The following is a 24,301-nucleotide window of genomic DNA, read 5'->3' as shown; positions in this document are numbered from 1 at the left end:
TCGCGTCGACCAAGCCGGCGGCGTGGCAGGCCTACCTCGAGTGGCATGTTCTGAACGCCACCGCCGACGCGCTACCAAAGAGGTTCGACGACGAATCGTTCACCATGTGGCGGTTTTTGAGCGGCCAGCAGAAGCAGCGAGACCGCTGGAGGCGCTGCGTGACCGCCACCGACGCCGCGCTCGGCGAGTCGCTCGGCCGGTTCTTCGTCGCCCGCCACTTCGCCGGCGAGAGCCGCGATGTCGTCCGGCAGATGATCGCCGCCATCAGCGAGGCCTTCGACGAGCGCTTCGGCGAGCTCGACTGGATGGACGAAAAAACCAAAGAGCGCGCCCGCGAAAAGCGCCAGCAGATAGCCTACCTCATCGGCTACCCGAACACGTGGCGCGTCTATGATTTCTCTCTCGACAAGAAGGTGCACGCGGCCAACGTGCTCGCCGGCAAGGCCTTCGAGGTGAAGCGCCAACTTACCAAGGTGGGCAAGCCCGTCGACCGCGAGGACTGGCAAATGAGCCCGCCCACGGTGAACGCCTACTACGACCCGCAGCTCAACCAAATGGCCTTCCCGGCAGGCATTTTGCAGCCGCCCTTTTTCTCGGCCCGCTCTGGCCTGGCCGTCAACATGGGCGCGACCGGCGAGACCATCGGCCACGAACTCATCCACGGCTTCGACGACGAGGGCTCGCGGTACGACGGCAAGGGCAACCTCGCGTCGTGGTGGGAGCCTGAAACGCGCAGGCGCTTCGAGGCCAGGGCGCAATGCGTCGTCGACCAGTATTCGGCCTACGAGCCCCTGCCCGGCGTGAAGATCAACGGCAAGCTGACCCTCGGCGAGAACATCGCCGACATCGGTGGCCTCAAGCTCGCCTTTCGCGCGTATCGCGCCCTGCGAAAGAGCGCAGAAGAGCGCATTCGGGCCGACGGGTTCGACGAAGACCAACAGTTTTTTCTGTCGTTCGGCCAGTCTCAGTGCACGAAGTGGCGTGAAGAGCGGGCGCGCACGCTCTTGCAGACCGACCCGCATTCGCTGGCAAAATTTCGGGTAAACGGGTCTGTCACGAACATGCCCGAGTTCGCCCGCGCCTTCTCATGCGCCGAGGGCAAGGCCCTGAACCCCAAGCAGCGCTGCGACGTCTGGTGAGCCGCACTCGAGCGTGAGCGGGCGCGTTGTGATCGATGGCCGCGATCGCCACCGTGTGGAGAGACTGTGCCGGTACCTGACCCGGCCGCCGACACAGGAACGGCTCGTCGAGATCGCCGGCAGGAAACTGCATCATGACAAGCGACCGATGGCGTGCTCGCAGCTCGAGTCAGCCGTCGCGCGGAGAGCCGTTCACTGACCATGCCCTCGGCCTATCCGCTTGCCCAAGCCCATGGTCCCGACCATCCGCTCGGGCTACCCGCGACCCGATCCCCATGGTCCCGATCATCGCCTCGGCCTACCGCCTACCCCAAGCCCATGCTCCCGACCATCACCTCGGCCTACCCGCTTGCCCGAGCCCATGGTCCCGACCATCGCCTCGGCCTGGCCCCTCCCCCATCCCCATGGTCGAGTTCATCGCCTCGGCCTACCCGTTCCCCCGAGCCCATGGTCCTGACCATCACCGCGGGCTACCCGTTCCCCCGAACCGGGGAAAGCCGCTTTCGTTGCTCTGAGCGACAAGCCCAAGCAAGTTGATCCCGCCGAACCCTTCGTGGCACCCTCCCGCCGATGCGAAATCTCACTGCGAATGATCTTTTTCTTGGGATCCAGGATATGCTCACCGAGCGCAAGGCCGACCTCGAGCTCTCCGTGATCGGTAAGCTCTACACGCCCCAGCTCTCTGCGCGCTTGGTGCTCCTCGAAGCCTTGCCCGAGCGGCAGGCCACGCGAGCCAATTCCGGCGCCCTCGCGGAGACCGACAGCCGCCACGACGCCTTCGGCGACGGGATCTGGTGCTACACGGAAGCCGTGCTCGTCACGCCCGACGTCTCCCCCGCGGCTCGCAATGCCGCGCAACGCGTGCGCGACGCGTTCGTCCCGAACCGCGGCAGGCTCATGGACTCGTACGCGGAAGAGGCCGCCCAGGCGAAGAAGAATCGACCCAAGCTCGACGAGCTCAAGGCCGACCTGCAGAGCCTCCCCGCGCCCGACGGAAAGACGCTCTACGACTGGGCCCTCGGCTTCGTCGACGCCGGCGAGACGCTCGACAAGCTGCTCAGCGACCGCTCCTCCACCGAGGCCAACGCCGCGAGCAAGCCCGCCACCGAGCTGCGCACGACCACGATCGGCCTTCTCCGCCGATTCCGAGACGCCCTGCGCGACGAGGTCGCGACGAACCCTTTATTGCCGCGGGATCTCGAAAGCCGCGTCTTCGCCTACGTGGACGAGCTCTCGGCGCGGCGCGCCAAGAAGAAGAAGGACGAGGCGGCCCCGACGGGTTGAGGGCCTCCTTTCGAGACGTCAGGGCTCGCCCGCCGGCGGCCCTTCCTCTTCCGCATAGCCAAGCAATTCGTCGATGTCGAGCTCGACCTCATCGAAGGGTTCGGCGCGGATACGCTCGCCGCGCGTGGCTTCCGCCGCGACGAGATAGCCGCCTTCGGCCCAGCGATAGACCGTGAGCTCGCCACGCATGGGATCGAGGATCCAGTAATGCGGGACCTGGAAGCGATGGTACGTGCGGCGCTTCTTGACGGTGTCGTTCGTGGTGTTGTTCGGTGAGAGGATCTCGCAGACCCAATCGGGGCGCAGTGTCATGGGCCAGGTGTCGGGCAGCTGGGGCAGCCGCTCGCGACGCCACCCGGAGACATCGGGGCGGTAAAGCTGCCGCGCCTCGAAGAGAATTTCGGTTTCCGTGAGGATCCACCAGCCGCCAGGTCCCCCACGGCCCGAGGGGCGGTGGTAGGACGGACCGACGCTCATGACCACGCTCGTGTGCCCGGAGCCATGGCGTGGGCTCGGCGCCGCTTTCTCGACGAGCTCGCCGTCGATGATCTCGTGACGCCGCTCCTCCTCGGGGATCACCAGCAGATCCTCCAGCGTCGCAGGCTTGGCAGGCGGCTTGATCCTTCGCGCAGGGTCACCCATACCGGCCATCTTGCCCGGGGCAGCAGCCGTACGCAACGACCATGCCCCTTGCCAACCGCCCCACGCCCGCCGAGGATACCGCGGAGTGTTCGAGCTCCGCGTCCACGACACGATCCGCAGCATCCCTGAGGAGGCCTGGAACGACCTCGGGGGCGTCTCCGAGGCTCCTTTCCTGCGCTGGGCGTTCTTCGACGTCCTCGAGCGGACGGGCTGCGTCGAGCCCAAGTCGGGCTGGCTCCCGCACTACCTCACCTTGCACGAGGGCGAACGCTTGATCGCGGCTGCGCCTGCGTTCCTCAAGGGCAACAGCGAGGGCGAGTTCGTCTTCGACCACGCTTGGGCCAGCGCTGCGCACCGCGCTGGCATCGAGTACTTCCCCAAGCTCGTCGTGGCTGTCCCGTTCACGCCCGCGACGGCCCCGCGCATCCTCTTGGCGGAGGGCGCTCGGTCCTCGAAGATCGCGGCTGCCATGGCCGAGGGCCTCCGGCAGCTCGTTGCGCGGCTCGAGATTTCGAGCGCGCATGTCCTCTTTCCGACCGCGGATCAGGCGGCCGAGCTCGCCAGCTCCGGCCTCGCCGAACGGTACGGGCTGCAATTCCACTGGAAGAACGCCGGGTATGCGACCTACGACGATTTCCTCGCGCGGTTTTCGTCGAAACGTCGCAATCAGTGGAAGCGCGAGCGGCGTGAGATGGCGGCGCAGGGGATCGAGATCGTCACCTTGCGAGGGCGCGAGATCACGCCCGATCTCGTCGACGCGATGTATGGGTATTACACGGCCACCGTCGACAAGTTTTACTGGGGGCGACGGTATTTGAACCGCGCGTTTTTCGAGGAGATCGTGCCGCGGCTCGGGGACGGGGTGGAGGTCGTGCTCGCCCGGGACGGGAAACGCCCCATCGCCGGGGCTTTTAATTTCGCCGGGAAGGACGCGCTTTATGGGAGGTACTGGGGCGCCTCCGAGGAGCGGCCTTTCCTCCATTTCAACGTTTGCTTCTATCACTCGATCGAGCAGTGCATTCTGCGGAAGATCGGGCGCTTCGAGCCTGGCGCGGGGGGAGAACACAAGATGACCCGGGGCTTCGAACCCACGATCACCCGGAGCCTCCATCACGTGGCCGATCCCAGGCTCGACGCGGCGATCCGGGATTATCTCGCCCGGGAGCGGGCGGCGCTCGCGCGCGAGGCGGCGAATCCTGAGGTCGCGTTCCGCTGAGGTAGCCCCGAGAGACGGAAGCGGTTGGGCCCGTCTCCATGCTATGAGGCGGATATGAGCGAGATCGAGACGCCCGCAGGAGAGGCGCGAACGGTCACAGTCGTGGACGCGGAGCGGCTCTTCCAGCCGGCGCCGACGACGCAGGCGGAGTTCGATCGCGGAAAACCGCTCGACATCGCGCCGGAGACGGTCGGCGAGATGGACGAGGAGACCTGGTATGCCAAGGCCTACCGGGGCGACGCGACGGCGCAGCTCACGCCCCGCGCGGTGGGCATGGGCGCGGCGCTCGGGTTCTTGCTCGCGTTCACGAACCTCTACGTCGGCCTGAAGACGGGCTGGCACCTCGGCGTCGCGATCACGGCGTGCATCCTCTCCTTCTCGATCTGGGGCGCCTTCCAGCGCGCCGGGATCGTGAAGACGCCGATGACGATCCTCGAGAACAACTGCATGCAGTCGACCGCGTCCTCCGCGGGGTACTCGACCGGCGGCACGATGGTCTCGGCGATCCCGGCGCTGCTCATGCTGAGCGTCAGCGCGGACAATCCCAAGGGCACGCACATGCCCTGGCCCGTGCTGGCCGCCTGGACCGTGGCGCTCGCGCTGCTCGGGACGGTGATCGCCATCCCGATGAAGCGCAACATGATCAACCAGGAGCGCCTGCGCTTCCCCTCGGGCACGGCCGCGGCCGTGACGCTCCAGAGCCTCTACAGCCAGGGCGCGACCGCGGTCGAAAAGGGCAAGGCGCTGCTCACGTCGGCCGCGGTGGCCGGGTTCATTCCGATCCTCAAGGACCTGAACATCCTCAAGTCGGTGGACGCGGCGGGCGTGGTGACACGTTCGGCGCTCGTGCCGGGCGCGTCGGCGCTCTTCGACTGGCTGCCCAAGATCACCGCGGCGGGCAAGGCGTACCCGCTTTCCGCGTTCAACATCAAGCTGGATCACGGCGTCGCGCTGATCGCGGCCGGCGCGATCGTGGGGCTGCGCGCGACGATCTCGATGATGGTGGGCGCGATCGTGCTCGCGGTGTTCGTGACGCCGATCGCGATGGAAGCGCAGTGGACGAACCAGCTCGGGCAGGTCGTGGCGGCAGCCGCGAAGCCGCAGACGGCGTGGAAGGAGATCGGGCTCTGGATCGGCGCGCCGATGCTGGTGGCGTCGGGCCTGCTCTCGTTCGTGCTGCAGTGGAAGACGATCGTCCGGGCCTTCAAGAGCTTCGGGAAGGCCGCGGGCGGAAACGCGGGCGCGGCGCGGGCCGGGATCGAGGTGCCGATGCGCTGGTTTGCGATCGGCGGCTCGATCGCCACCGTCGGCGTCGTGGGGATCGCCTGGAAGTTCTTCGGGGTGCCGCTGCACCTCGGCCTGCTCGCCGTGGGGCTCACGTTCGTGCTCTCGCTCGTGGCGTGCCGCGCGACGGGTGAGACGGACATCACGCCGACGGGCGCGATGGGCAAGATCATGCAGCTCATCTACGGCGTGCTGATCCCGCAGAGCGCGACGGCGAACCTGATGACGGCCGGGATCACGGCGGGCTCGGCGAGCGCGAGCGCGGATCTCTTGAACGATCTGAAGTCGGGATATCTGCTCGGCGCGAACCCGCGGCGGCAGTTCGTCGCGCAGATGCTGGGGATCCTGCCGGGGACGATCGCCACGGTGATCGGCTTCTACATGCTCGTGCCGACCGCCGCGTCGCTGACGGGCGACAATCCCGCGTTCCCGGCGCCCGCGGCGCAGCAGTGGAAGGCGGTGGCCGAGGTGTTCAAGGTGGGCATCGGCAACCTGCACCCGATGGCGCGGACGTGCATCGCGGTAGGCCTGGCGGTGGGTACGGTGCTGCTTTTGCTGGAGAAACTCCTGCCGAAGTACAAGAAGTACCTCCCCTCCCCCACGGGCGTGGGTCTCGGGTTCATCCTGCCGTTCTACTATCCGCTCGCGATGTTCCTCGGCGCGGTGATCGCGTTCGTGGGCGGAAAGCTGAGCAAGAAGGGTGAGGAGATGGTCGTGCCGATCGCTTCGGGCCTCATCGCCGGCGAGAGCATCATCGGCGTGGTCGTGGCGACGCTGAACAACTTCGTCCTGACCTGACCCCAAAACCCCCTTGCGATGCCGGTCCTGGGAAGCACATTCTCTTTGTGCCCAAAGGATCTGGCCTTCTGATCGGAGCGCTCGCGGCCGCGTCGACGTTCGCCACGGAGGCGCTTGCCGCGGACGGGGGCGTGGCGAGCGCCGCCCGGATCCTCCATCGGGGGACGCCCTTCGGGCTGCTCGTCTGGCAAGGGCTCGTGCTGCTCGTGGCGCCGGTGGTCGGATGGATCTGCGGCACGGCGGGGGTGCGCCTGCTGGCCAAGCTCGCGTCGCGCACGGACTCACGCAAGGATGATCGGCTCGTCGCGGCGTTCCGGGGCCCGTGCCGCCTCATTCTGGCGGTGCTGTTCGTGCGCGCAGGGGCGGCGGCGTTCGAGCCGACGGCCGAGACGGAGGCGTGGCTCGGGCGGATCCTGAGCCCGCTGCTCGTGATCGGCTGCGCGTGGGCGGCGGATCGGGCGCTCGGCGTGGGCGTTGCGGAGATAGGCGATCGGTACGAGGCGTCGAAGCTCGACGCCGTGAGCGCACGCGCCGCGCGCACCCGGCTCTCCATCCTGCGGCAGGTGGCGAGCGTGCTCCTCGCGCTCGTCGCCGCGGCGCTCGTTTTGCTGCAGTTCGATCTCGTGCGGCAGGTGGGCGTCTCGCTGCTCGCGTCCGCGGGCATCGCGGGCGTCGTGCTGGGTTTCGCCGCGCAACGCACGCTCGCGACGATCCTCGCGGGCCTGCAGATCTCGATCGCGCAGCCGGTGCGGATCGGCGACGAGGTGGTGATCGAGGGAGAGTGGGGCACGGTCGAGGAGATCACGCTGACGTTCGTGGTCGTGCGGATCTGGGATCAGCGGCGCCTCGTGCTGCCGATCTCGCACTTCCTCGACAAGCCGTTCCAGAACTGGACGCGGTCGTCGTCCGAGCTCCTGGGGACGGTCTTCCTGCACGTGGATTACATGGCGCCGATCGACGTGCTCCGCGAAGAGGTGCGTCGCGCCTGCGAGGAGGATCCGGACTGGGACGGGAAGGTCGCCGGGCTCGTGGTGGTCGACGCGCTCGAGACGACGGTGAAACTGCGGGCGCTGGTGTCGGCGGCGAGCTCCGGAAAGCTCTGGGATCTCCGGTGTCGGGTGCGGGAGCGGCTGGTGAGACGGCTGCAGGGGCTCGACGGAGGGCGGTACCTGCCACGGGGGCGCTTCGAGCCGGCCGCGTCCGAGGAGAAACGCTCTGCGGAGATGCCGAGGGAAGCGGTGCAAGCGACCCCGCTTCCGCAGCTGCTCACTCCACCGAAAACCTGACGGGCTCCGAGGTGATCCCGTCCGCGTCGACGACGAGCGTGTGCTCGCCGGGCACGAGCGGAACCGATCGCTCGAACGGGGGCAAAAGGACGAACGCACGGCCGTCGACGAGGAGGCGCACCGTGCGGGCGTTCGAAGGCGCGTCGATGCGGACGCGGATGGCCTCCTCGGCGGCGAGGGCGCCGTCACGCACGAAGCGCGCGCCGTCGGGCGGGAAGGCGATGCGGATGCGGGAGGGCGCCGTGGCGCGATCGCTTTCGGGGCAGAAGGGCGAAGAGGCGCGTGGGGCGACGGGGCGGCCGGCATTCTCGGCCCACGCGGCGAGCTCGGGCGGGTAGTGCTCGAAGACGCGGACGTCGGTGGAAGCGTCCGAGCAGGCGGGACCAGCGCGCAGGCCATTGCGGCGATCGATGCGGACACGCTCGTGCATGTCGCAGGTCGCGAGCGAGGTGTTCCGAGGAAGAAGCTCGCTGCGGCGGTGCGGGCAGTCCGGGCCGGGACGGGCGCCGGAGAGGGGGCAGATGTCGACGTCGACGAGGCCTTCGGGGCGCTCGAAGGCGCGCTCGGGGTACAACCGAGCGGCCGCGAGCATGGCGTCGTGGAAGAGCGGGCCAGCGCCGGTCACGCCGCTGACGCCGCTCATCGGAGAACCGTCGAAGTTGCCGACCCAGACGGCGACGGTGACGGAGGGCGTGAAGCCAACGGTGACGTTGTCGCGAAACCCCTTCGACGTGCCGGTCTTCGCGGCGACCGGGAACGGCAGTTCGAGGACGCTGTTCTCGCCGAACGTGGCAAGGCGCGCGTGCCGATCGGCAAGGATGTGCGTGAGGACGTAGGTGGCGCGCCGATCGAGGACGCGGCGAGGCGGCGGCGCGGGGAGCGGGAGGAGCTCACCCGTGGCGGCGCGTGCCTCGCGGACGGCGCGTGGGGTCACGGAGAGGCCGCCGCGCGCGAGGGTGGCGTAGGCGGCGGCGAGCTCGATCAAGCGGACCTCGCCGTCCCCGAGCGCGAGGGCGAGGCCGTAGTCACGGGCGCTGCGATCGAGGGAGGCGAAGCCGAGGTCGCGCAGGCGCGCGAGGAGGCGCTCGGGGCCGACGCGGGAGGCGGCGACGACGGCGGGGACGTTGAAGGAGCTCGCGAGGGCCTCGCGGACGCGGACGGGGCCGTGGAAGCGGCCGTCGTAGTTGTTCGGGTGGTAGTCGCCGTCGGGCGTGGGGAAATGCAGGTCGACGTCGGGGAGGATCGTGGCGGCGGAAAAGCCCGCGATCTCCATGCCGAGGCCGTAGACGAACGGTTTTAAGGTGGAGCCGGGCTGGCGCTTGGCGAGGACGCCGTCGTTGTGCCCGAGGCGAGCCTCGTTCTCGATGTCGGGCGAGCCGACGTACGCGAGGATGTCTCCCGTTTCGTTGTCGAGGACGACGACCGAAGCCGCGGTGACGTGGCGCGGCACGAGGCGCTCGACCGTTTGGACCGCAAGGATCTCGATCTCGCGCTGGAGGCCACGATCGAGGGTGGTCGTGATGCTGGTGGCGCGGCCGGCGAGCCCGTCGGTGCCGATCCCCTTCCCTCCCGCGAGGAGCGCCTGGCGCAGGTGCGGGATGCCGAGGCCGCTGCCACGCGGGGCGAGGACGAGCGGTTCGCCGAGGGCACGGTCGACGTCCTCGTGTTCGGCAAGGCGCGCGGCGCGCATGCGTTCGAGGACACGATCACGGCGGCGTTTCAGAAGATCGGTGCCGCGGCGAGGATCGTAGAGCGTGGGTCCACGCGGCAGGCTGGCGAGCGCGGCGGCCTCGCCGAGGGAGAGATCGCGGGTGGACTTGTCGAAGTAGAAGCGGCTCGCAGCCTCGACGCCGCGGAGCGAGGGGCCGAAGGCGACGCGGTTCAGGTACTCCTCGAGGATCCGCGGTTTGGACAGGGATGCCTCGATCCGCAGCGCAAGCGCCATCTCGCGGAGCTTGCCGACCACGGTGCGCGGGCGCGGGACGAGCGTGCGCGCGAGCTGCTGCGTGAGCGTCGAGCCGCCGGAGACGATGCCCCGCGCGAGGAGGGCCTGTCCCGCGGCACGGGTGATCGCGATGGGATCGACGCCGGGGTGCAGGTAAAACCGCTTGTCCTCGGCCGCGAGCACGGCACGGGCGACGCGCGGATCGATGTCGGCGAGGCGCACGGGGCGCGCGCGCGTGCCGTCCTTGGCGCGAACCTCGCAAAGGACCGTGCCGTGCCGATCGAGGAAGACCGTGGAGGGATCAGCCGCGGCGAGATCGTTCGAGGCGAGCTCAGGCGGGAGCGGCGTGAGCGCGGCGGCGACGCCGAGGCAGAGGATCGGGGAGAGAAGGGCCGCGAGCGCAAGCTCGATCCGGTGGCGGCGGCTGCGAGGCACGAGCCACCGGGCGAGCACACGAGCGAGGCGGGATCGGGTCACTTGCTGGCGGTCACCGTGATCGTGCCGGCGGCGGTCCTTCCAAACACCTCGGGCACGTACATCTCCTCGGCGCGCGCGGGCGGAAGGACGAACGTGCCGATCGAGGTCGCACGCGCGAGGTAACGGTAGCGATACATGCCGGCCGGCATGCGGTCGATGAAGAAGAGGACGCGGTCGTCGCGCAGCTCGCGCAGGTAGCGGCTGGAGAGGATCGCGCGGCCCGTGGCGACGTCGTCGTAGCCGCCCTCCTCGTCGAACGTGTCCTCGGGATCGCCCGCCTCCTCGTCGAGGTTCGCGCTGCGCGCGGTCGTGGCCAGGCGCGCATCGACGGGCTCGAAGCCGGCCGGGAGCGGATCATCGACGACCACGTATTTCCGCGGCGACGGCGTGACGACGACGATCTCGCCGAGGACGAGCTCACCGCCGGGGAAGGAGGTCACGCCTTTGCCAGGCGGCGCGGCGAGCAGGGTGGCGAGCTCGGCGGGGCTCACCGGGCGCAGGGTCTTCTGCACGAAGAAGCCACGATCGAGCGGCGCCTTGGGCAGCTCCTTGCGCGCGTAACGAAGGCGCGCCTCGTAGAAGAGGCGGCCCGTTCCCTCGACGTCGAAGGCGAGCACGCTGCCGCCGGCCGAGGTGAGGCGCTCCGCGGGCAGGCTGATGCGGGCCTGGTTGACGTCGCGACCGCGGAAGGCCTGCGTCGCGATCTCGGCCTGGCCGAGGAAGACGTGCGCCAGGAAGTCGGGCGTGGCCTTCTCCTGCGCGTTGCGATACGCGTCGAGCGCGACGAGCGACCAGGCGGCCTCCTGCGTGTTGCGCCAGGATCCGCCCTTGCGATCGGCGAGCAGGCCCATGGCGAGCTTGGCCGCGATCGGGTGGTTCGGGCGCGCCGCGAGCAGGGCGCGGAGGACGAGCGCCGTCGTGCGCGTGTCGGAGTCCATGAGCACGGCGTACTTGTCGCCGAGGTTCGCCGCGGCGCGTGCGATGTTTCCATCGAGCCGGAGCGCGCCTTCGAGCTCGCTCGCGAGCTGTTCGATGCTCGCGCGATCGTGCTTGGCCATGACCATGGCGTGCAGGAGGAACGCCTGCGAGAAGAGCGGGAGCGTCTTGCGCTCCTCGAAGAGGCGCGTCGTGCGGCCCGTGTCGGGGTGGCGGTTCTCGGCGAGCACGTCGAGGATGAAGGGCGCGGTGGCGCGCAGGTACTCGTCGTATTCCGCATCGAGCGCCTCGTGGACGTGGCGCGCGGCCCCGTCGATCGCCGTCTGGGGGATGTCGACGCTCCGGCGCTTGGCCTCGCCGAGGCCCCAGAGCGCGTACGTGCTGGCCCAGAGGTTCGAGCGGTCCGAGCCCACCCACATGCCAAAGCCGCCGTCGCCGCGCTGGTGCTTCAGGATCTCGGCGACCGTGGACGCGATGATCGCGTCCGTGTTCTTCGGCAGCGGGATCTTGAAGTCCTGCGCGAGATCACGGAGCGGGAGCATCGGCACGAGCTTGCTCACGAGCTGCTCGGTGCAGCCATACGGGTAGTCGATGAGCTGCTCGACGCCGCCGCCGAGGCCCACGAGCGCGGTCGAGGCCATGCTGACGTCGAGCCCACCCGTGTCGTCGCGGATCGCCGAGAGATCCCCGAGCTTCTCGGCGATCTCCGTGGTCGTGTCGCCGTAGAGCGCGACAGCCTCGGGCGAGAGCGGAACGCGGACGTCGCGCTCGACCTCGACGGCATCCTCCAGGGGCTTTCCCGACTCGGTCGCGCGCACGACGAAGCCGATCTTCGCCTTGCCAGCCTTCGGCGCCGCGACCGGGAAGCGGACCTCAACGGGCGTGCCGGGCGCGAGGTCGATCGTGCGCTTCGTATCGCCGGAGAGCGTGAGGCCTTCGAGCTTGAGCTCGACCGTGGCCGTGGTCTTGCCGATGCCCTTCGAGCTCACGACGACGGACGCGTCGAGGGCGTCGCCGGCGCGCAAGAAACGCGGCAAGGCCGGGCGCGCCATGAGCGGGCGGCTCGCGACGACGCGGTTTTCCGCGAAGCCGAAGCGATCGTCCTCAGCCGCGGTGACGGCCATGAGGCGGTAGGTCGTGAGCGTGTCCGGGAGGCGGAATTTTACCTTGGCGCGGCCCGCGTCGTCCGTGATGATCGAGGGGACGAACGTGGCGCTCGCGCGGAAGTCACGCCGCACGGAGGTGCCGCCGCCGCCGTCGCCGCCGTCGAGGCCCTTGTCGGTGCCGAGATCGCCGTACGGTCGGAAGACGCGGGCGAGCGCGGCGCGCACCTCGAGCGAGGTGACGCGCAGGGGGCGCGGGGCGCCGAAGACGCCGATCGGATCGGGCGTCTTGTACCCGACGAGCGAGAGCACGCCCTCGTCGACCGCGTAAAACGTGACCTCGGCGCGCGCAGGTTTGCCCGCGTGATCCCGCACGACGACGTCGACCTCGACGTTCTCGCCGGGCCGCGCCTCCGTCTTGTTCGGCGTGAGCGCGATCTTGAGCCTGCGCTTCTCGGGGTTCACGAGCAGCGGCGCGTACCCCATGCGGAACGCGGGCGCGCCGACGTCGGGATCCTTCACGTTCGTCGGCGCGGGCTTGGTGCGGCCGCGGACGAGCAGGACCGAGACGAACGCATTCGGGCGCAGATCCTCGGTGACCGGGATCTCGATGGTCGGCATCGCACCGGCGAGCTTGACGCGGCGCTGCGAGAGGATGCCGGCGCGCTCGACCGTCACGAGCGCCTCGGCCGCGGTGAACGGCGATTTCACGAGGAAGCGCGCCTTGTCGCCGACCTCGTAGCTCTCCTTGTCGGCGACGAGCTCGACGACGAGCCGATCGCTGTCGCCGAAGCCGCCACCGCCCGAGCCGCCGAAGACGTAGAGCGGCTCCGCAGCGCCGACGGGATTCTTTCGGGTGTCGACCGCGGTCGCGTGGACGATGTGGTAGCCGGACGCGGCAGGCGTGAGCTTGCACGAGACGGGTCTGTCGCCGGCCGTGGTCGTGACCGTGCAGCTCTCGACGACGCGATCGACGACCTCGGCCACGGTGTGCGCGAGGCCGCCGGAGGTCGCTTGCCGCGCGACGTTCCACGTGCGCGACACGAGCTCGATCTTGATCGGGACGCCCGCGACGCGCGCGCCCTTGGGATCCACGGCGAAGACCTCGGGATTGATGGGTTTGCCCGCGTCGACGAAGAGGTCTGCGCCCGTGCGGAGCGCGACGTAAAACTCGGCCGGATGCACGAGGGCCGTGGTGCTGCCCGCGATGTACTGGCGCGAGACGTCGCTCACGTCGGCCTCGGCCGTCACGCGCTCGGGGCCGCGCTGGCCCGGGAGCGCGAGCTTTGCCTCGATCGAAGCCGTGCCCTTGGCGTCGAGCTTCGTCGTGCTGCTCTGGATCTCGCCTTCCCGCGTGGTTTCGTCGGCGGTGTCCGCGTGGAACGTCTCCTCGTCGACGGTAAAACCGTCGGTGTTCGGCGGGCGGAACTCGGCTTCACCGCGGGTCACGACGACCCGCGCATCCGCGCCGGCCATGGGCGCGCCGTAGAGGTAATCGCCGCGCGCGATCCACTTGCCCTTGTCGCCGCGCACGTAGCTCGGCTTGTCGCTCTCGACCGAGACCGCGAACTCGGCGGGCCGATACTCGGCGACCTCGAAGTCGCCGCTCACGTCAGCCCAGCCCGGATCTCCTTCCTGCACCGTGGCGCGGACCGAGTACGTGCCGAGCCGGCCGGCGCGCGGGACGACGACGTCGATCGCCGTGGTGCCGAAGGGCGAGAGCGTCTCGGTGCGCGAGGCGATCTCGTCGCCGTCGGGGCCCTCGATCTTGATCTCCACGGGCAGGCCGACGGGCGTGACGGTGCCGGGGTTGCCCTCCTTGCGGAAGATGCCCTTGATGTGGACGGTGTCGCCGGGCCGGTAGATGCCGCGATCCGTGAACACGAGGCCGAACGGCCGATCGGGGCCGGGATCGACCTGCACGTCGAAGCGCCAGCTGCTGAGCGTGTCGTTCAGATGCTTGTAGGTCCAATCATTGCCGTCCTTGACGAGGATGACGGCGCGCTCGGCGCCCGCGCTGCCGCGGGCCCAGACGTTCGGCGGCAGCGTGATGAAGCCACTGTCGTCCGAGCGGAACGGGCCGATGGGTGACTCGCCGGGCTTCTGGATCGTGACCTCGGCGCCCTTGACCGGCGCCGCCGACGAGAGGCGGCTGATCCAGAGCAGCGAGCCACGCGCGGAGAGTTTTCCGGTGACCGCGAGGTCACTGACCTTGACGACCGCGGTGTTCGTGACCGCGCGCTGGTGGTTCGAGCCGGGCCAGCCGATGTACCGAATGCCGAGCGCGAGCGCGCCGCGCGCGTCCTTGCCGCCGAGCGCCTCCTCGGTCTTCACGGCGTGCCGCGAGGGCTTGTTGAGCGGCGCGTTCGAGGCGAGCTTCGAGACCTTCGCGCCGGGCAGCTTCAAGATGTCTTCGTACGAGGGCGCGCGGCCCGCGCCGTACTCGTCGTCCTGCAAGTGGATCGCATCGTCCGGCGAGAGCGGCGCGACGACGAGCTCGAGATCGTTCGTGTTGATGGAGTCGATCGGGATCTCGCGCCGCGCCGCGGGCTCGAAGACGCTGCCGTGGAGGCCGATGTCAGCCTTGGGCCAGAGGTCGTCGAAGGCCACGTTGGCGCGGTAGTCGGCCGCGAGCTTCTGTCCGTGCTCGTCGGTGAGCCCTTTCGCGACGGTGACCTTGACGCTCTTGCCCGGCGTGAACGCGCCGTAGACCGTGACGCCGGTCGTGACGTGATCGTCGTCGAGCCACGAGGGCCAGGTGACGTCGATCTTCGGCTCGAAGCGGACGGCCTTCTTCAGCTCGGCGAGCTTGACGGGCGTCGTGAGGTAGATCCCGATGCCGCCGTCGGACGCGCATTTTCCGTGCGGCGTGTCGTGATCACACGGGAGCTCCTTCACGGCGAGCGGGCCGTACGTGCGGAACTCGAACCGCTCTTCCTTCTCGGATCGGAGGCTGCCCTCTTTGCCCGCGAGGCCCTTCACTTCGAGCACGACTTCGCTGTCGAGCGGGAGCGGCGCGCGCGGGATGACCTCGACGAGCTGCTCGTTCTGCGGATCGGGGCGCTTGACGGTGAACGCCCACTTGTCATGACGCTCGCCCGCCGTGACCTTGAGCGCCTTTTCGAGCTCGCGATCGTCGATCGGTTGGTTGAAGCGCAGCGTGAACTTCGTGTCGGGCCGCAGATCTTCGCGGCCGACTTCGGGCTCGACCGAGGTGACCTCGGGCCGCGCCGTCGTGAAGCGCAGCTCGAAAGGTTTTTCCAGGGTGGATCCATCGAGTGCCTTCGTGCCGGCCGGGACCGTGACCACGAACGCGGTGGCGCGCGGCAGGCGCTTCTCCGGCACGAACGAGAGCGCGTTCGTCCCGACCCAGGCCCATCGGCCGGGCACCGCGGGCGTGAGCGACGCCGGCGGCGCGCTCTCGTCCCCCGCGAGCTCGAGCGGCCGCATGGGGCGGTTGAAGACGAGGCTCACTTCGGGCGGGTCGATCGTGTCCCCGCGCGGCGTTCCGAACACGACGGCGAAGGCTCCCCGCGTGTCGACCGTGGCCGCGCCGTCGGCGGCGCCGGGCACGAGGGTGCCGCGAGGCGCGACCTCGGGTGGGCGGTTTCCCTGCAGGCACGCCATGCCGAGGGCCATCGCGGTGACCGCGAGGAATGCGTTGCGGGGACCTGGAAACATGGCTCGCGCCGTCATGGCGCGGCTCCTTCTCGCGGGCCCGCCTCGGCCGCAAGGCCGATGAGCGGGATCGCGTGGAAACGCTGAACCTCCCGAGGGATCCCCCCGAGCCGCGAGGCGCGCCCCCCGGTCCCCAGCTGCCCAGGGCGTTCGAGTCCTGCTCGACGTCGGATCCCGACGAGGTCGGGAATCATGGGCCCAAGCTTCTGTTATAAGGGCGCCGTCGCCGGGAAACCCGGCGCATGACGAAGGCTTTTGCCGTGATCGAAATCGTCGACCTTTACAAATACTACGGGGAGAGGAGAGCGGTCGGACCGCTCTCGTTCTCCATCGAAGCCGGCGAGATCGTGGGCTTGCTCGGGCTCAACGGCGCCGGAAAGACCACCACGCTCCGCATCCTCGCTTGTGATCTGCTCCCCTCGTCGGGCTCCGTCCGCGTGAACGGGCTCGACGTCGTGGAGAGCCCACACGAGGTGCGATCGCTGATCGGCTACCTGCCGGACACACCTCCGCTCTACGGCGAGATGACGGTCCGCGCCTACCTGCACTTCGCCGCGCGGCTGCGAGGCCTGTCGAAGGCGTCCGCGGACAAACGCGTGCCCGAGGTGCTCGAGGCGACGGCGCTCGCCGAAGTGCAAGACCAGCTCATCGCGTCCCTGTCGCACGGCTACAAGCAACGTGTCGGCATCGCCCAGGCCATCGTGCACGGGCCGAAGCTGCTCGTGCTGGACGAGCCCATCAGTGGCCTCGACCCTGTGCAGATCGTGGAGATGCGTGAGCTGCTCCGCAGCCTCAAGGGCGAGCACACGATCCTTTTGTCCTCCCACATTCTCTCCGAGATCAGCGAGACGTGTGATCGCCTCCTCGTGATCCGCGACGGCCAGATCGCCGCGACGGGCACCGAGGCCGAGCTCAGCGCGAAGCTGCTCAAGAACCAGCGCATCGACGTGACGGTGCGCGGAGACGAGGAGAAGGCCAAGGAAGCCGTGAGCGGCGTGCCGGGCGTGGTGTCGGTCGAGGCGATCGACGCGACGGAGGGCGGCGAGGGCGTGAGCGCGCTCAGGATCGAGTCCGAGGGCGACGCGCGCGAGGCGGTGTGCCACGCGATCGTGACGGCCGGGATCGGGCTCCTCGAGGTGCGTCGCGGCGAGCGGGAGCTCGAGAGCGTGTTCCTGGAGCTCGCGGGCGCAGAGACGACGGACGGCGGCTCCGGGGCCGCGCCGAAGAAGAAGCGGGCCGGCAAGAGGGGCGCGAAGAAGGCGCGCACCATGGCCGGCGAGGGTGATGCCGGGGCGAAGGACGCCGCGGCGGAAAAAGAGGACGGGAGCGGGACATGAGAAATGCTCTGCTCGTCGCAGGGAGAGAGATCGGCTCGTACGGGCGATCCCTGCTCGGCTGGGCCATCGGGGCCGCGGCGCTGCTCGTCGAGGGCGTGTGGTTCAGCGCGAACGGCCTGTCCGGATCGCGCATGTCGGCCGACGTGTTGCGCGAGTTCTTCAACGGCGCGAGCGGCGTCACGATGATCGTGGCGGTGCTCATGTCGATCCCGCTGCTCGCGGGGGAACGGGAGCGCGGGACGCTCGTCTTGCTCAACACGGCGCCGATCCGGGACGTCGAGATCATCGTGGGCAAGTACCTCGCGGCGCTCGCGATGGTCGCGCTCATCACGCTGGTCAGCGTCTACATGCCGCTGCTCATCTTCGTGAACGGCAAGGTGAGCCTCGGGCACGTGGCCGTGGGCTACACGGGCATCGTGCTGCTCGGCTCGGCCGCGCTGGCGATCGGGATGTTCACGTCGGCCGTGAGCCGGAGCCAGGTGATGGCGGCAATCCTCGGCGGGCTCTTGCTCGCGGTGATGGTGACGCTCTGGCTCGTCGCGAAGGTGACCGAGCCGCCGGTGAACGGCGTGCTCTCCGGGATGGCGCTGCACCACCAGCGGCAGTTCCCCTTCATGACCGGCGTGCTGAAGCTCGAGAACGTGGTCTATTACGTGGCCGTCACGTACTTCTTCCTGCTCGCGGCCACCAAGACACTGGAGGCGCGGCGATGGCGCTGAAACCGAAAGAGGCGGCTCCGGCCGCCGAGAAGGCGCCCGAAGGCAAGGACGACAAGGGCGCAAAGGCCCCTGCCCCGCCGAGCTACGCGCCCTTCCTCGCGCCCGCGTTCGTGGGCTCGCTCGTGCTCGTCTTCATCGGCGAGCGGCTGCTCGGCAACGTCGAGACCTGGCGGCTCGTGATCTCCGCGCTCGGCGTGCTTGGCGCGGTGGTCGCGACGGCGCTCCGGTTCCTGCACGCGTCGGCCGAGAAGGATCCGGAGCGACGGAAGATCGAGCGCGCACTCTCGCTCTTCGCGGCGCTCGGGCTCGTGGCCCTCGTGATCTATTTCGCGGGGAACACCGAGTTTGGAAGGCGCACGCTCGGCATCCTCGACGCGGCGCCCGACAAACGCGCGCGGTTCGACGGGGCGAGCACGGTCGCCTGGGTCGTGTTGATCCTCGTGTCGGTCGTGCCGCTCGTGTTCGGCGAGATCGCACTCGCGCCCATGCGGCGCGCACCCCGCGTCGAGGGCCGTCGCGTGCGCGCGGCGACCGTCGCGGGCCTCTCGCTCGCGCTCGCGGTGGCCTACGCGGCGCTCTTCACGTACGCGGCCGGCGAGCTCGACGCGAAGGTCGACTTCTCGTACTTCCGCACGGCGAAGGCGAGCGAGTCGACGAAGAAGATCGTGACGAGCGCGCCGGACACCGTCGAGGTGCGCGCGTTCTTCCCGCCCATGAACGACGTCGGCATGGAGGTCGAGGGCTACCTCGCGGACATCGCGAAGAGCGCACCGAACTTCAAGTACGGCTTCTACGACCGGCTGCTCCACCCGCAGCTCGCGAAGGACAACAAGGTCACGCAGGACGCGGTGATCGTGATCCTGCGCGGGCCGACGCGCGAGACGCTCACGCTCGACAAGGAGCTGAACAAGGCGGCGGCAAAGCTGAAGACGCTCGACGCCGACTTCCAGAAGGCCCTCCTCAAGGCGATGAAGGAGCAACGCACGGCCTACTTCACGGTCGGGCACGGCGAGCTCAACGAGGGCGCGGGCGCGGCGGCGGCCGAGGGCAGGACGTCGAAGATCCTGCGTCGTTTGCTGGAGAGCCAGAACTACGTGGTGAAGGACCTCGGCATGCCGCAGGGCCTCGCGAACGCGGTGCCCGACGACGCGTCGCTCGTCGTGGTGCTCGGCCCGTCGCAGGCATTCTTGCCCGAGGAGATCACCTCGCTCGAGAAGTACGCGGCGCGCGGCGGCAAGCTGCTCCTCGCGCTGGATCCGGAGACGAAGGGAGATCTCGCGCCGCTCGCAGCGCTCGCGGATCTCGCGTTCGATCCGACGGTGCTCGCCACGACAGACCAGCTCTTCGTGCCGCGGCGGCGCAACGCCTCGGACAAGGCGAACCTCGTCTCGAACCGCTTCTCGTCGCACGCCTCGGTCTCGACCTTGAGCCGCGTCTCGCAGCGCGCAGTCGTGCTCGTGCCCGTGGCCGGATCGCTCGACAAGAAGGCCGGATCCGAGCCGAAGGTGGACTTCGTCCTTCGCTCGTCGGGCTCCGCGTTCGCCGACAAGAACGGCAATTACGAGCTCGACGGCGACGAGAAGAAAGCAACGTTCAACCTCGCCGCAGCGGTGACGAAGCCGCTCGGCGAAGGCGTGGACAAGGCAAAGGTAAAAGGCCCGCAGGAGATGCGCGCCTTCGTGCTCGCGGACGCGGACGCACTGAGCGACCTCGCACTCGGGGTGGCCGAGACGAACCAGCTCTTCGCGGTGGACGCAGTGCGCTGGCTCGGCGGCGACGAGAGCTTCAGCGGGGAGATCGTGACGCCCGAGGACGTGCGGATCGAGCACACGAAGCAGAAGGACGTGTTCTGGTTCTACGGGACGATCATCGGGGCTCCAGCGCTCCTCTTCGGCGTAGGGCTCCTCGTGACGCGGCGGGCGCGCCGCACGGCCGGGAGGAAGGCATGAACGTAGGACGCGGCCTCTTCGTCCACGTAGGGCTCTTCGTGCTGGCATCGGCCAGCGCGGTGGCCGTGTGGACCCGCGACGAGCAGCCAAAAGCGCTCGTGCAAACCGAAGCGACAGTGTGGCCCGGGCGTCCGGCCGACGTCGCGAAGGTCGTCTTCGAAGGCAAGAACCGCAAGGTCTCGCTCGAGACGAAATCCGACAAGCTCGGCGCATACTACGTCGGCACGCTGGAGCGCGAGGCGACGCCTCCGCCCGTGAACCCCGACGCAGGCGCGCCACCGCCCGCGCCCGGCGCCAAGTCGAAGACCGAGTTCGTCGGCGTGGGCGTGGCACAGAAGCTCGTCGAGTCGCTCGCGCCGCTCAAGGCCCTCCGCGCACTCGGGCGCATCCCGGAGGATCGCGCGGCCGAGTTCGGGCTCGCCGAGCCCGAAGGCACGCTCACGGTCACGATCAGCGGCGCCGAGCGCAAGCTCGTGCTGGGCGGGACAACGCCCGGCGGCGGCGATCGTTACGTGCGCGAGCCGCAGACGGGCGAGACATACGTGATCGACGGCAGCGCCGTGCGAGATCTCGACACAGCAGAGTCGCGGCTCGTGGAGCGTGAGCTTCACGGGTGGAAAGAAGCCGAGGTCTCGACAGCAGAGCTCAGCGCCGGCGGGAAGAAGCGACAAATCGTGCGCGGCGGGCCCGAGGGCAAGCGGTTCTGGGCCGATCCAGCCGCGGCCGATCAGAAGGACGAAACAGCAGCAAACTTCATGGGGAAGCTCGATCGGCTGCGGCCGACGGACTACGTGATGAGCGAGCCCGCAGGCAAGCAAGACGTGCTCCGCGTGGAGTACGCCGCAGGCGCATCGCTCGGCTTCCTCGAGCTCGTCCGCGTTCCAGCCGCAGATCCCGCAGGCAAACCGGACTATTTCGTGCGCACCGAGCGCACGCGCCTCTACGCGAAGGTCCCCGCGCAGACGGCAGAGCAGGTCGAGCAAGACCTCGGATCCATCCTCAAGTAATTGTCACTGGCAGCGTAGCGCCGGGGTTTCACCCCGGGCCCGACCAGGGGTTGTCCACCCCTGGACCCGGACCAGGGCAAGCCCTGGACCTCAGGTGCATCGACCGCGATGCGGTCGATGCAGAGGTCCATGCATGTTACGAGCGAGGATGCGCCCGCCGGTACACGGTGCGGACGTGATCGTCCGTGAGGTGCGTGTAGATCTCCGTCGTCGTGATGTCCGCATGCCCGAGCAGGGCCTGCACGCTGCGGAGATCCGCGCCTCCTTCGAGCAGGTGCGTCGCGAACGAATGGCGCAGCTTGTGCGGCGAGCTCGGCTTGGTCACGCCGACGCCACGCGCATACGCGCCGAGCAGCTTCCACACGCCTTGCCGCGTCAACGGTTTGCCCCGGGGCGACAGGAACAGCGCAGGCGTCATCGCGGCGCGCGGATGATCCTTTCGAACCGCCAGATACGCATCGAGCGCATCGAGCGCAGGTTCCCCGAGCGGCACGATCCGCCGCTTGCTGCCCTTGCCAAACGCGAACACCACACCTTGCTTGCGATCCACGTCCGCGATCTTGAGCCCCACGACCTCGCTCACGCGGAGCCCCGCCGCATACATCACGTGCAGCATCGCGCGGTCACGCAGCCCCCGGAACGACGCTCGGTCGGGCGCCTCCAAAATCCGCTCGATCTCCTCCACGGAGAGCACCTTCGGCAGCTTGCGGCTCGTCCGGGGCCGCTCCACGAGCGCCGCCGGATCGTCCGAAATCGCCCGCTCCCGCAGCAGGAACTTGGAAAAACCTCGCACCGCCGAGAGATGCCGCGTCGCCGAGCGCGCGCCGAGCCCCTGTCTGCCGAGCTCGACGAGGTACGTCGAGACAACCGTCGCGTCGAGCTCCCCCGGCGCCGTGATCCCGCTCCGTTCGCAAAGCGCGCAGAGTTTTCCGAGGTCCCGGGCATACGCCTCCAGCGTGCGCGGCGACAGCGCCCGCTCGACCCGCAGGTGATCCAGGTACGCGTCCACCCAGGCGTGTAGGTCCACGCGCCGAGCCTACCGCTGCTCTCGGCCCCGCCGAAGAAATGCGCAAAGCGCAAGGGAGGTGGCGCGGACGAAACTTGGTACATGGGGCGGACGCACGAGCGAGGCAAGAGGCCCTTCCGTGCTCCTTCGAGCGCTTCACCTGCGGCCAGACGCTTTATGGGGTATGAGTGTTCGCCGTGGTCGATCCCCGATACGACGATTGGGGGCTCCGCTCCGCCGGCGGAGCGATGCCGCCCAGCACCCAGTTCGAGGTCATCGAACCCAAAGGGGGCGAGACCCCCGTGGTCGTCGAGGTCCCCCACGCGGGCCTGTCCCTCGACGCCGAAACCCTGTCGTTCACCGTCGCGCCCGCGCGCAGCATCGCCCGCGACGCCGACCTGCACGTCGACGCCCTCTTCGAGGACGCACCCGTCGAAGGCGCCACGCTGCTCTACGCCCGGGCGAGCCGCTACGTCGTCGACCTGAACCGCGGCGAGCAAGACGTCGACCACGACGCCGTCGACGGCGGAGGTCGAGCGCCCTGGCCACGCGGTCTCATCTGGCGCCTCACCACGGACGGCGAGCCCATCCTGTCGCGCAGGCTGCCCCGGGCCGAGCTCGAGCGCCGCCTCGACCTCGTCTACCGCCCCTACCACCGCGTCCTCGAACAACTCCTCGCCCGCAAGCGCGCCCGGTTTGGCTTTGCCATCCTGCTCTGCGCCCACTCGATGCCGAGCCAGGCCCGGCGCGGCCATGAACCCGCCGGGATCGCCCGGGCCGACATCGTCCCCGGCACCCGCGGGCGGACAACCGCCTCCGCCGCAGTGATCGACATGGTGGATCGACACGCGCGGTCTTGCGGCTACACAGTGCGCCACGACGACCCCTATCGCGGTGGATTCTCGACGGGCCACTACGGGACCCCGGCGACCGGCATCCACGCCATCCAGGTCGAGATCTCTCGACGGCTCTACATGGACGAATCGACGTTACGGACGGATCCACAGGGCTTCCAGAGTGTGCGAGAATTCGCCCGCACCCTTGTCGCCCGCCTCGCCTTCGCCGAAAACCCCACGACGCTCGACGCCCTCCGGGGGTATGCTCCGGGCGGTACCTGATCGACCGCGGGCGATCCAGATGGCCTCTCCAGCGCAGAACATGGACAGCCCGGCCTCGTCGAGGACGGCAACCGCCGGGACGGCGAGCAGCGAGCCGCCGCCATCGGCACGCCGCAGCGACCCCGCCGCCACGATGGCCCCAAAGGCGCTCGCCGAAGCCGAGCCCGCCGAGGCGCCCGCAAGCGCCCCCCGCTCGAAGCCGCGCGAGCTCGCCCTCGTGGCAGATGGCGCAGCAGCCGCAGCGGAGGGCGTGGAAGCCGCCTCCGACGGCGTCGCCGTGAGCGGGGTTTCCCGCAAGGTCGTTTCTCCCGCCGAGGCCACGCCCTTCCCGGCGACCTCGGCAACGACGTCGTCTCCACCCCCCTCGCTCGCACCGCGCAGCGAGGAGCGCCCGCGCGAGACGCCGGTCAAGCCGCTGCTCGCGTCCGAGGCGCTCATGGAGGACCTCGCGCCGATCGAGCCCTCGCGGCAGGCCGCGCGGGCCTGGTGCGCCGCCGTGGGCCTCGGCTTCGCGGGGCTCGGCGCGCTTCCACTCGTGGGGGTGCGTCCCGGCGGTACGGTCGCCGCGCTCCCGTGTTTCCTGCTCGGTAGCGTCACGCTCGCAGCCGCGCTCACCCGCGTGAGTTACCGCCATCGCGGCGTGGCCATGCTCGTGCTCGGCATGCTCACGGCCCTCGTGGGCTTCGGCGGCTCCGGGCCGGCCGCGGGCATCGCCGCGAACGCGCCTCTCCTCGGCTTCGCGCGCCTGCTCGCGGCGACGACCTTGCCCGCCGCGCTGCTCTTCCGCGCCCGCTACCGCGCGTACGCCGGGGCTCGATGGCTGCTCGCCGGCGCGTTCCTCTGTGCCCTGCCCTTCGTGATCCTCACGGTGCTCCGCCTGGCCGCGCTCTCGCCGGAGCTCGCGACGGCCGGCTCGTTCGTCGCGATCGTGGTGGTCGCCGCGGCGCTCGTGGGCTTCATGGGCTCAGAGACGACGGGTGCGGGCACCTACGTGGGCCTCGGCGTGCTCTGCGGCCTCGGCGCGGAGCTCGCGCTGTCGGACCTGAGCCGGCCCGGCGCATTCGCGACGTGGCAAAACGCGACGAGCACGACCCTGGCCGCCGTAGCGTTCGGAGCCGCCACGGGGCTCTCCGCCTTGGGCCTCTTCCAGATCCTGGCGTGGCGGCTGTCCGATGACGCGCGGCGGATCGATCTGCACGCGGCGACGCCGGAAAAACCGCGCCGAAAACCAGCGCCGCCCACGACGTCGGACTGGTCTTCGTCGGACTGAGAGCTCGGAGCGGGGCGTCGCCCCGCACCCCAGCAGGGGGCTGTCCGCCCCCTGCACCCCGGACCAGGCACGGCCTGGACCGAGGGCCTAGAAACCGCGCGAGGCGC

The 24,301-nt window shown here is 69.5% G+C and carries 15 protein-coding genes; 11 read left to right on the top strand and 4 right to left on the bottom strand.

Annotated elements, in window-relative coordinates:
- A partial coding sequence (locus KEG57_RS53160) for a M13-type metalloendopeptidase (protein ID WP_272460022.1) occupies window positions 1-1,139 on the top strand: 1,139 nt, incomplete at its 5' end.
- Between the two features lie 570 nt (window positions 1,140-1,709).
- Complete coding sequence (locus tag KEG57_RS53155; protein WP_272423677.1) at window positions 1,710-2,423, top strand: hypothetical protein; 714 nt, start codon at window positions 1,710-1,712, stop codon at window positions 2,421-2,423.
- 18 nt (window positions 2,424-2,441) lie between these two features.
- Here the strand turns inward: KEG57_RS53155 and KEG57_RS53150 are convergent, their stop codons facing one another.
- Window positions 2,442-3,065 carry a Uma2 family endonuclease gene (locus tag KEG57_RS53150; protein ID WP_272423678.1) on the bottom strand — a complete coding sequence of 208 codons (624 nt, stop codon included), beginning with the start codon at window positions 3,063-3,065 and terminating at the stop codon, window positions 2,442-2,444.
- 85 nt (window positions 3,066-3,150) lie between these two features.
- On the opposite strand from KEG57_RS53150, the gene KEG57_RS53145 reads away from it, so the two are divergent.
- Genes KEG57_RS53145 through KEG57_RS56020 form a run of 3 tightly spaced genes read left to right on the top strand, consistent with a single transcriptional unit; the run spans window position 3,151 to window position 7,649 of the window.
- The gene (locus tag KEG57_RS53145; protein WP_272423679.1) at window positions 3,151-4,281 is read left to right on the top strand and encodes a GNAT family N-acetyltransferase; all 1,131 of its coding nucleotides are present in this window, start codon (window positions 3,151-3,153) and stop codon (window positions 4,279-4,281) included.
- Between the two features lie 54 nt (window positions 4,282-4,335).
- Window positions 4,336-6,363, top strand: a complete 2,028-nt coding sequence (locus KEG57_RS53140; protein ID WP_272423680.1) for an OPT family oligopeptide transporter — start codon at window positions 4,336-4,338, stop codon at window positions 6,361-6,363.
- A gap of 47 nt (window positions 6,364-6,410) precedes the next feature.
- Complete coding sequence (locus tag KEG57_RS56020) at window positions 6,411-7,649, top strand: mechanosensitive ion channel family protein (RefSeq protein ID WP_272423682.1); 1,239 nt, start codon at window positions 6,411-6,413, stop codon at window positions 7,647-7,649.
- Here KEG57_RS56020 and pbpC read toward each other — a convergent pair.
- Both pbpC and KEG57_RS53125 read right to left on the bottom strand, forming a co-directional pair.
- Window positions 7,630-10,071: a penicillin-binding protein 1C gene (gene pbpC / locus KEG57_RS53130; RefSeq protein WP_272460021.1), complete on the bottom strand. Its 2,442-nt coding sequence runs from the start codon at window positions 10,069-10,071 to the stop codon at window positions 7,630-7,632. The genes KEG57_RS56020 and pbpC overlap by 20 nt on opposite strands.
- Entirely contained in the window at window positions 10,068-15,806 is a 5,739-nt protein-coding gene (locus KEG57_RS53125; RefSeq protein ID WP_272460020.1) for an Ig-like domain-containing alpha-2-macroglobulin family protein, read from the bottom strand. Before KEG57_RS53125 ends, pbpC begins: the two co-directional genes overlap by 4 nt.
- A gap of 224 nt (window positions 15,807-16,030) precedes the next feature.
- Between KEG57_RS53125 and KEG57_RS53120 the strand changes: the two genes are divergently transcribed.
- From KEG57_RS53120 to KEG57_RS53105, 4 genes are read left to right on the top strand one after another with little or no spacing between them, the layout of a single operon-like run.
- Window positions 16,031-17,125: an ABC transporter ATP-binding protein gene (locus KEG57_RS53120; protein ID WP_276073773.1), complete on the top strand. Its 1,095-nt coding sequence runs from the start codon at window positions 16,031-16,033 to the stop codon at window positions 17,123-17,125.
- On the top strand, window positions 17,122-17,844 hold the full coding sequence (locus tag KEG57_RS53115; protein WP_272423686.1) for an ABC transporter permease: 723 nt from the start codon (window positions 17,122-17,124) through the stop codon (window positions 17,842-17,844). The genes KEG57_RS53120 and KEG57_RS53115 overlap by 4 nt, the downstream gene beginning before the upstream one ends.
- On the top strand, window positions 17,835-19,793 hold the full coding sequence (locus KEG57_RS53110) for a Gldg family protein (protein WP_272423688.1): 1,959 nt from the start codon (window positions 17,835-17,837) through the stop codon (window positions 19,791-19,793). Before KEG57_RS53115 ends, KEG57_RS53110 begins: the two co-directional genes overlap by 10 nt.
- Window positions 19,790-20,800, top strand: a complete 1,011-nt coding sequence (locus KEG57_RS53105; protein WP_272460019.1) for a DUF4340 domain-containing protein — start codon at window positions 19,790-19,792, stop codon at window positions 20,798-20,800. The genes KEG57_RS53110 and KEG57_RS53105 overlap by 4 nt, the downstream gene beginning before the upstream one ends.
- A gap of 136 nt (window positions 20,801-20,936) precedes the next feature.
- Here KEG57_RS53105 and xerD read toward each other — a convergent pair whose 3' ends face one another.
- A complete protein-coding gene (xerD, locus tag KEG57_RS53100) occupies window positions 20,937-21,827 on the bottom strand; it encodes a site-specific tyrosine recombinase XerD (RefSeq protein ID WP_272460018.1) in 891 nt (296 codons plus the stop codon).
- Between the two features lie 176 nt (window positions 21,828-22,003).
- Here xerD and KEG57_RS53095 point away from each other — a divergent pair, with 176 nt between their 5' ends.
- Window positions 22,004-22,924 carry an N-formylglutamate amidohydrolase gene (locus tag KEG57_RS53095; RefSeq protein ID WP_272423692.1) on the top strand — a complete coding sequence of 307 codons (921 nt, stop codon included), beginning with the start codon at window positions 22,004-22,006 and terminating at the stop codon, window positions 22,922-22,924.
- Window positions 22,925-23,057: 133 nt separating this feature from the next.
- Entirely contained in the window at window positions 23,058-24,194 is a 1,137-nt protein-coding gene (locus tag KEG57_RS53090; protein ID WP_272423694.1) for a hypothetical protein, read from the top strand.
- Window positions 24,195-24,301 lie beyond the last annotated feature (107 nt).

The organism is Polyangium jinanense (assembly GCF_028435365.1).
Note: the sequence above shows the minus strand (reverse complement) of the source record. Positions and strands in the feature narration are given on the sequence as shown.

Coding starts and splice junctions, on each gene's coding strand:
- KEG57_RS53115 (WP_272423686.1), top strand. CDS start 17,122: ATGAGAAATGCTCTGCTCGTCGCAGGGAGAGAGATCGGCTCGTACGGG.
- KEG57_RS53120 (WP_276073773.1), top strand. CDS start 16,031: ATGACGAAGGCTTTTGCCGTGATCGAAATCGTCGACCTTTACAAATAC.
- KEG57_RS53140 (WP_272423680.1), top strand. CDS start 4,336: ATGAGCGAGATCGAGACGCCCGCAGGAGAGGCGCGAACGGTCACAGTC.
- KEG57_RS53155 (WP_272423677.1), top strand. CDS start 1,710: ATGCGAAATCTCACTGCGAATGATCTTTTTCTTGGGATCCAGGATATG.
- KEG57_RS53110 (WP_272423688.1), top strand. CDS start 17,835: ATGGCGCTGAAACCGAAAGAGGCGGCTCCGGCCGCCGAGAAGGCGCCC.
- KEG57_RS53125 (WP_272460020.1), bottom strand. CDS start 15,806: ATGACGGCGCGAGCCATGTTTCCAGGTCCCCGCAACGCATTCCTCGCG.
- KEG57_RS53090 (WP_272423694.1), top strand. CDS start 23,058: ATGGCCCCAAAGGCGCTCGCCGAAGCCGAGCCCGCCGAGGCGCCCGCA.
- KEG57_RS53150 (WP_272423678.1), bottom strand. CDS start 3,065: ATGGGTGACCCTGCGCGAAGGATCAAGCCGCCTGCCAAGCCTGCGACG.
- KEG57_RS53105 (WP_272460019.1), top strand. CDS start 19,790: ATGAACGTAGGACGCGGCCTCTTCGTCCACGTAGGGCTCTTCGTGCTG.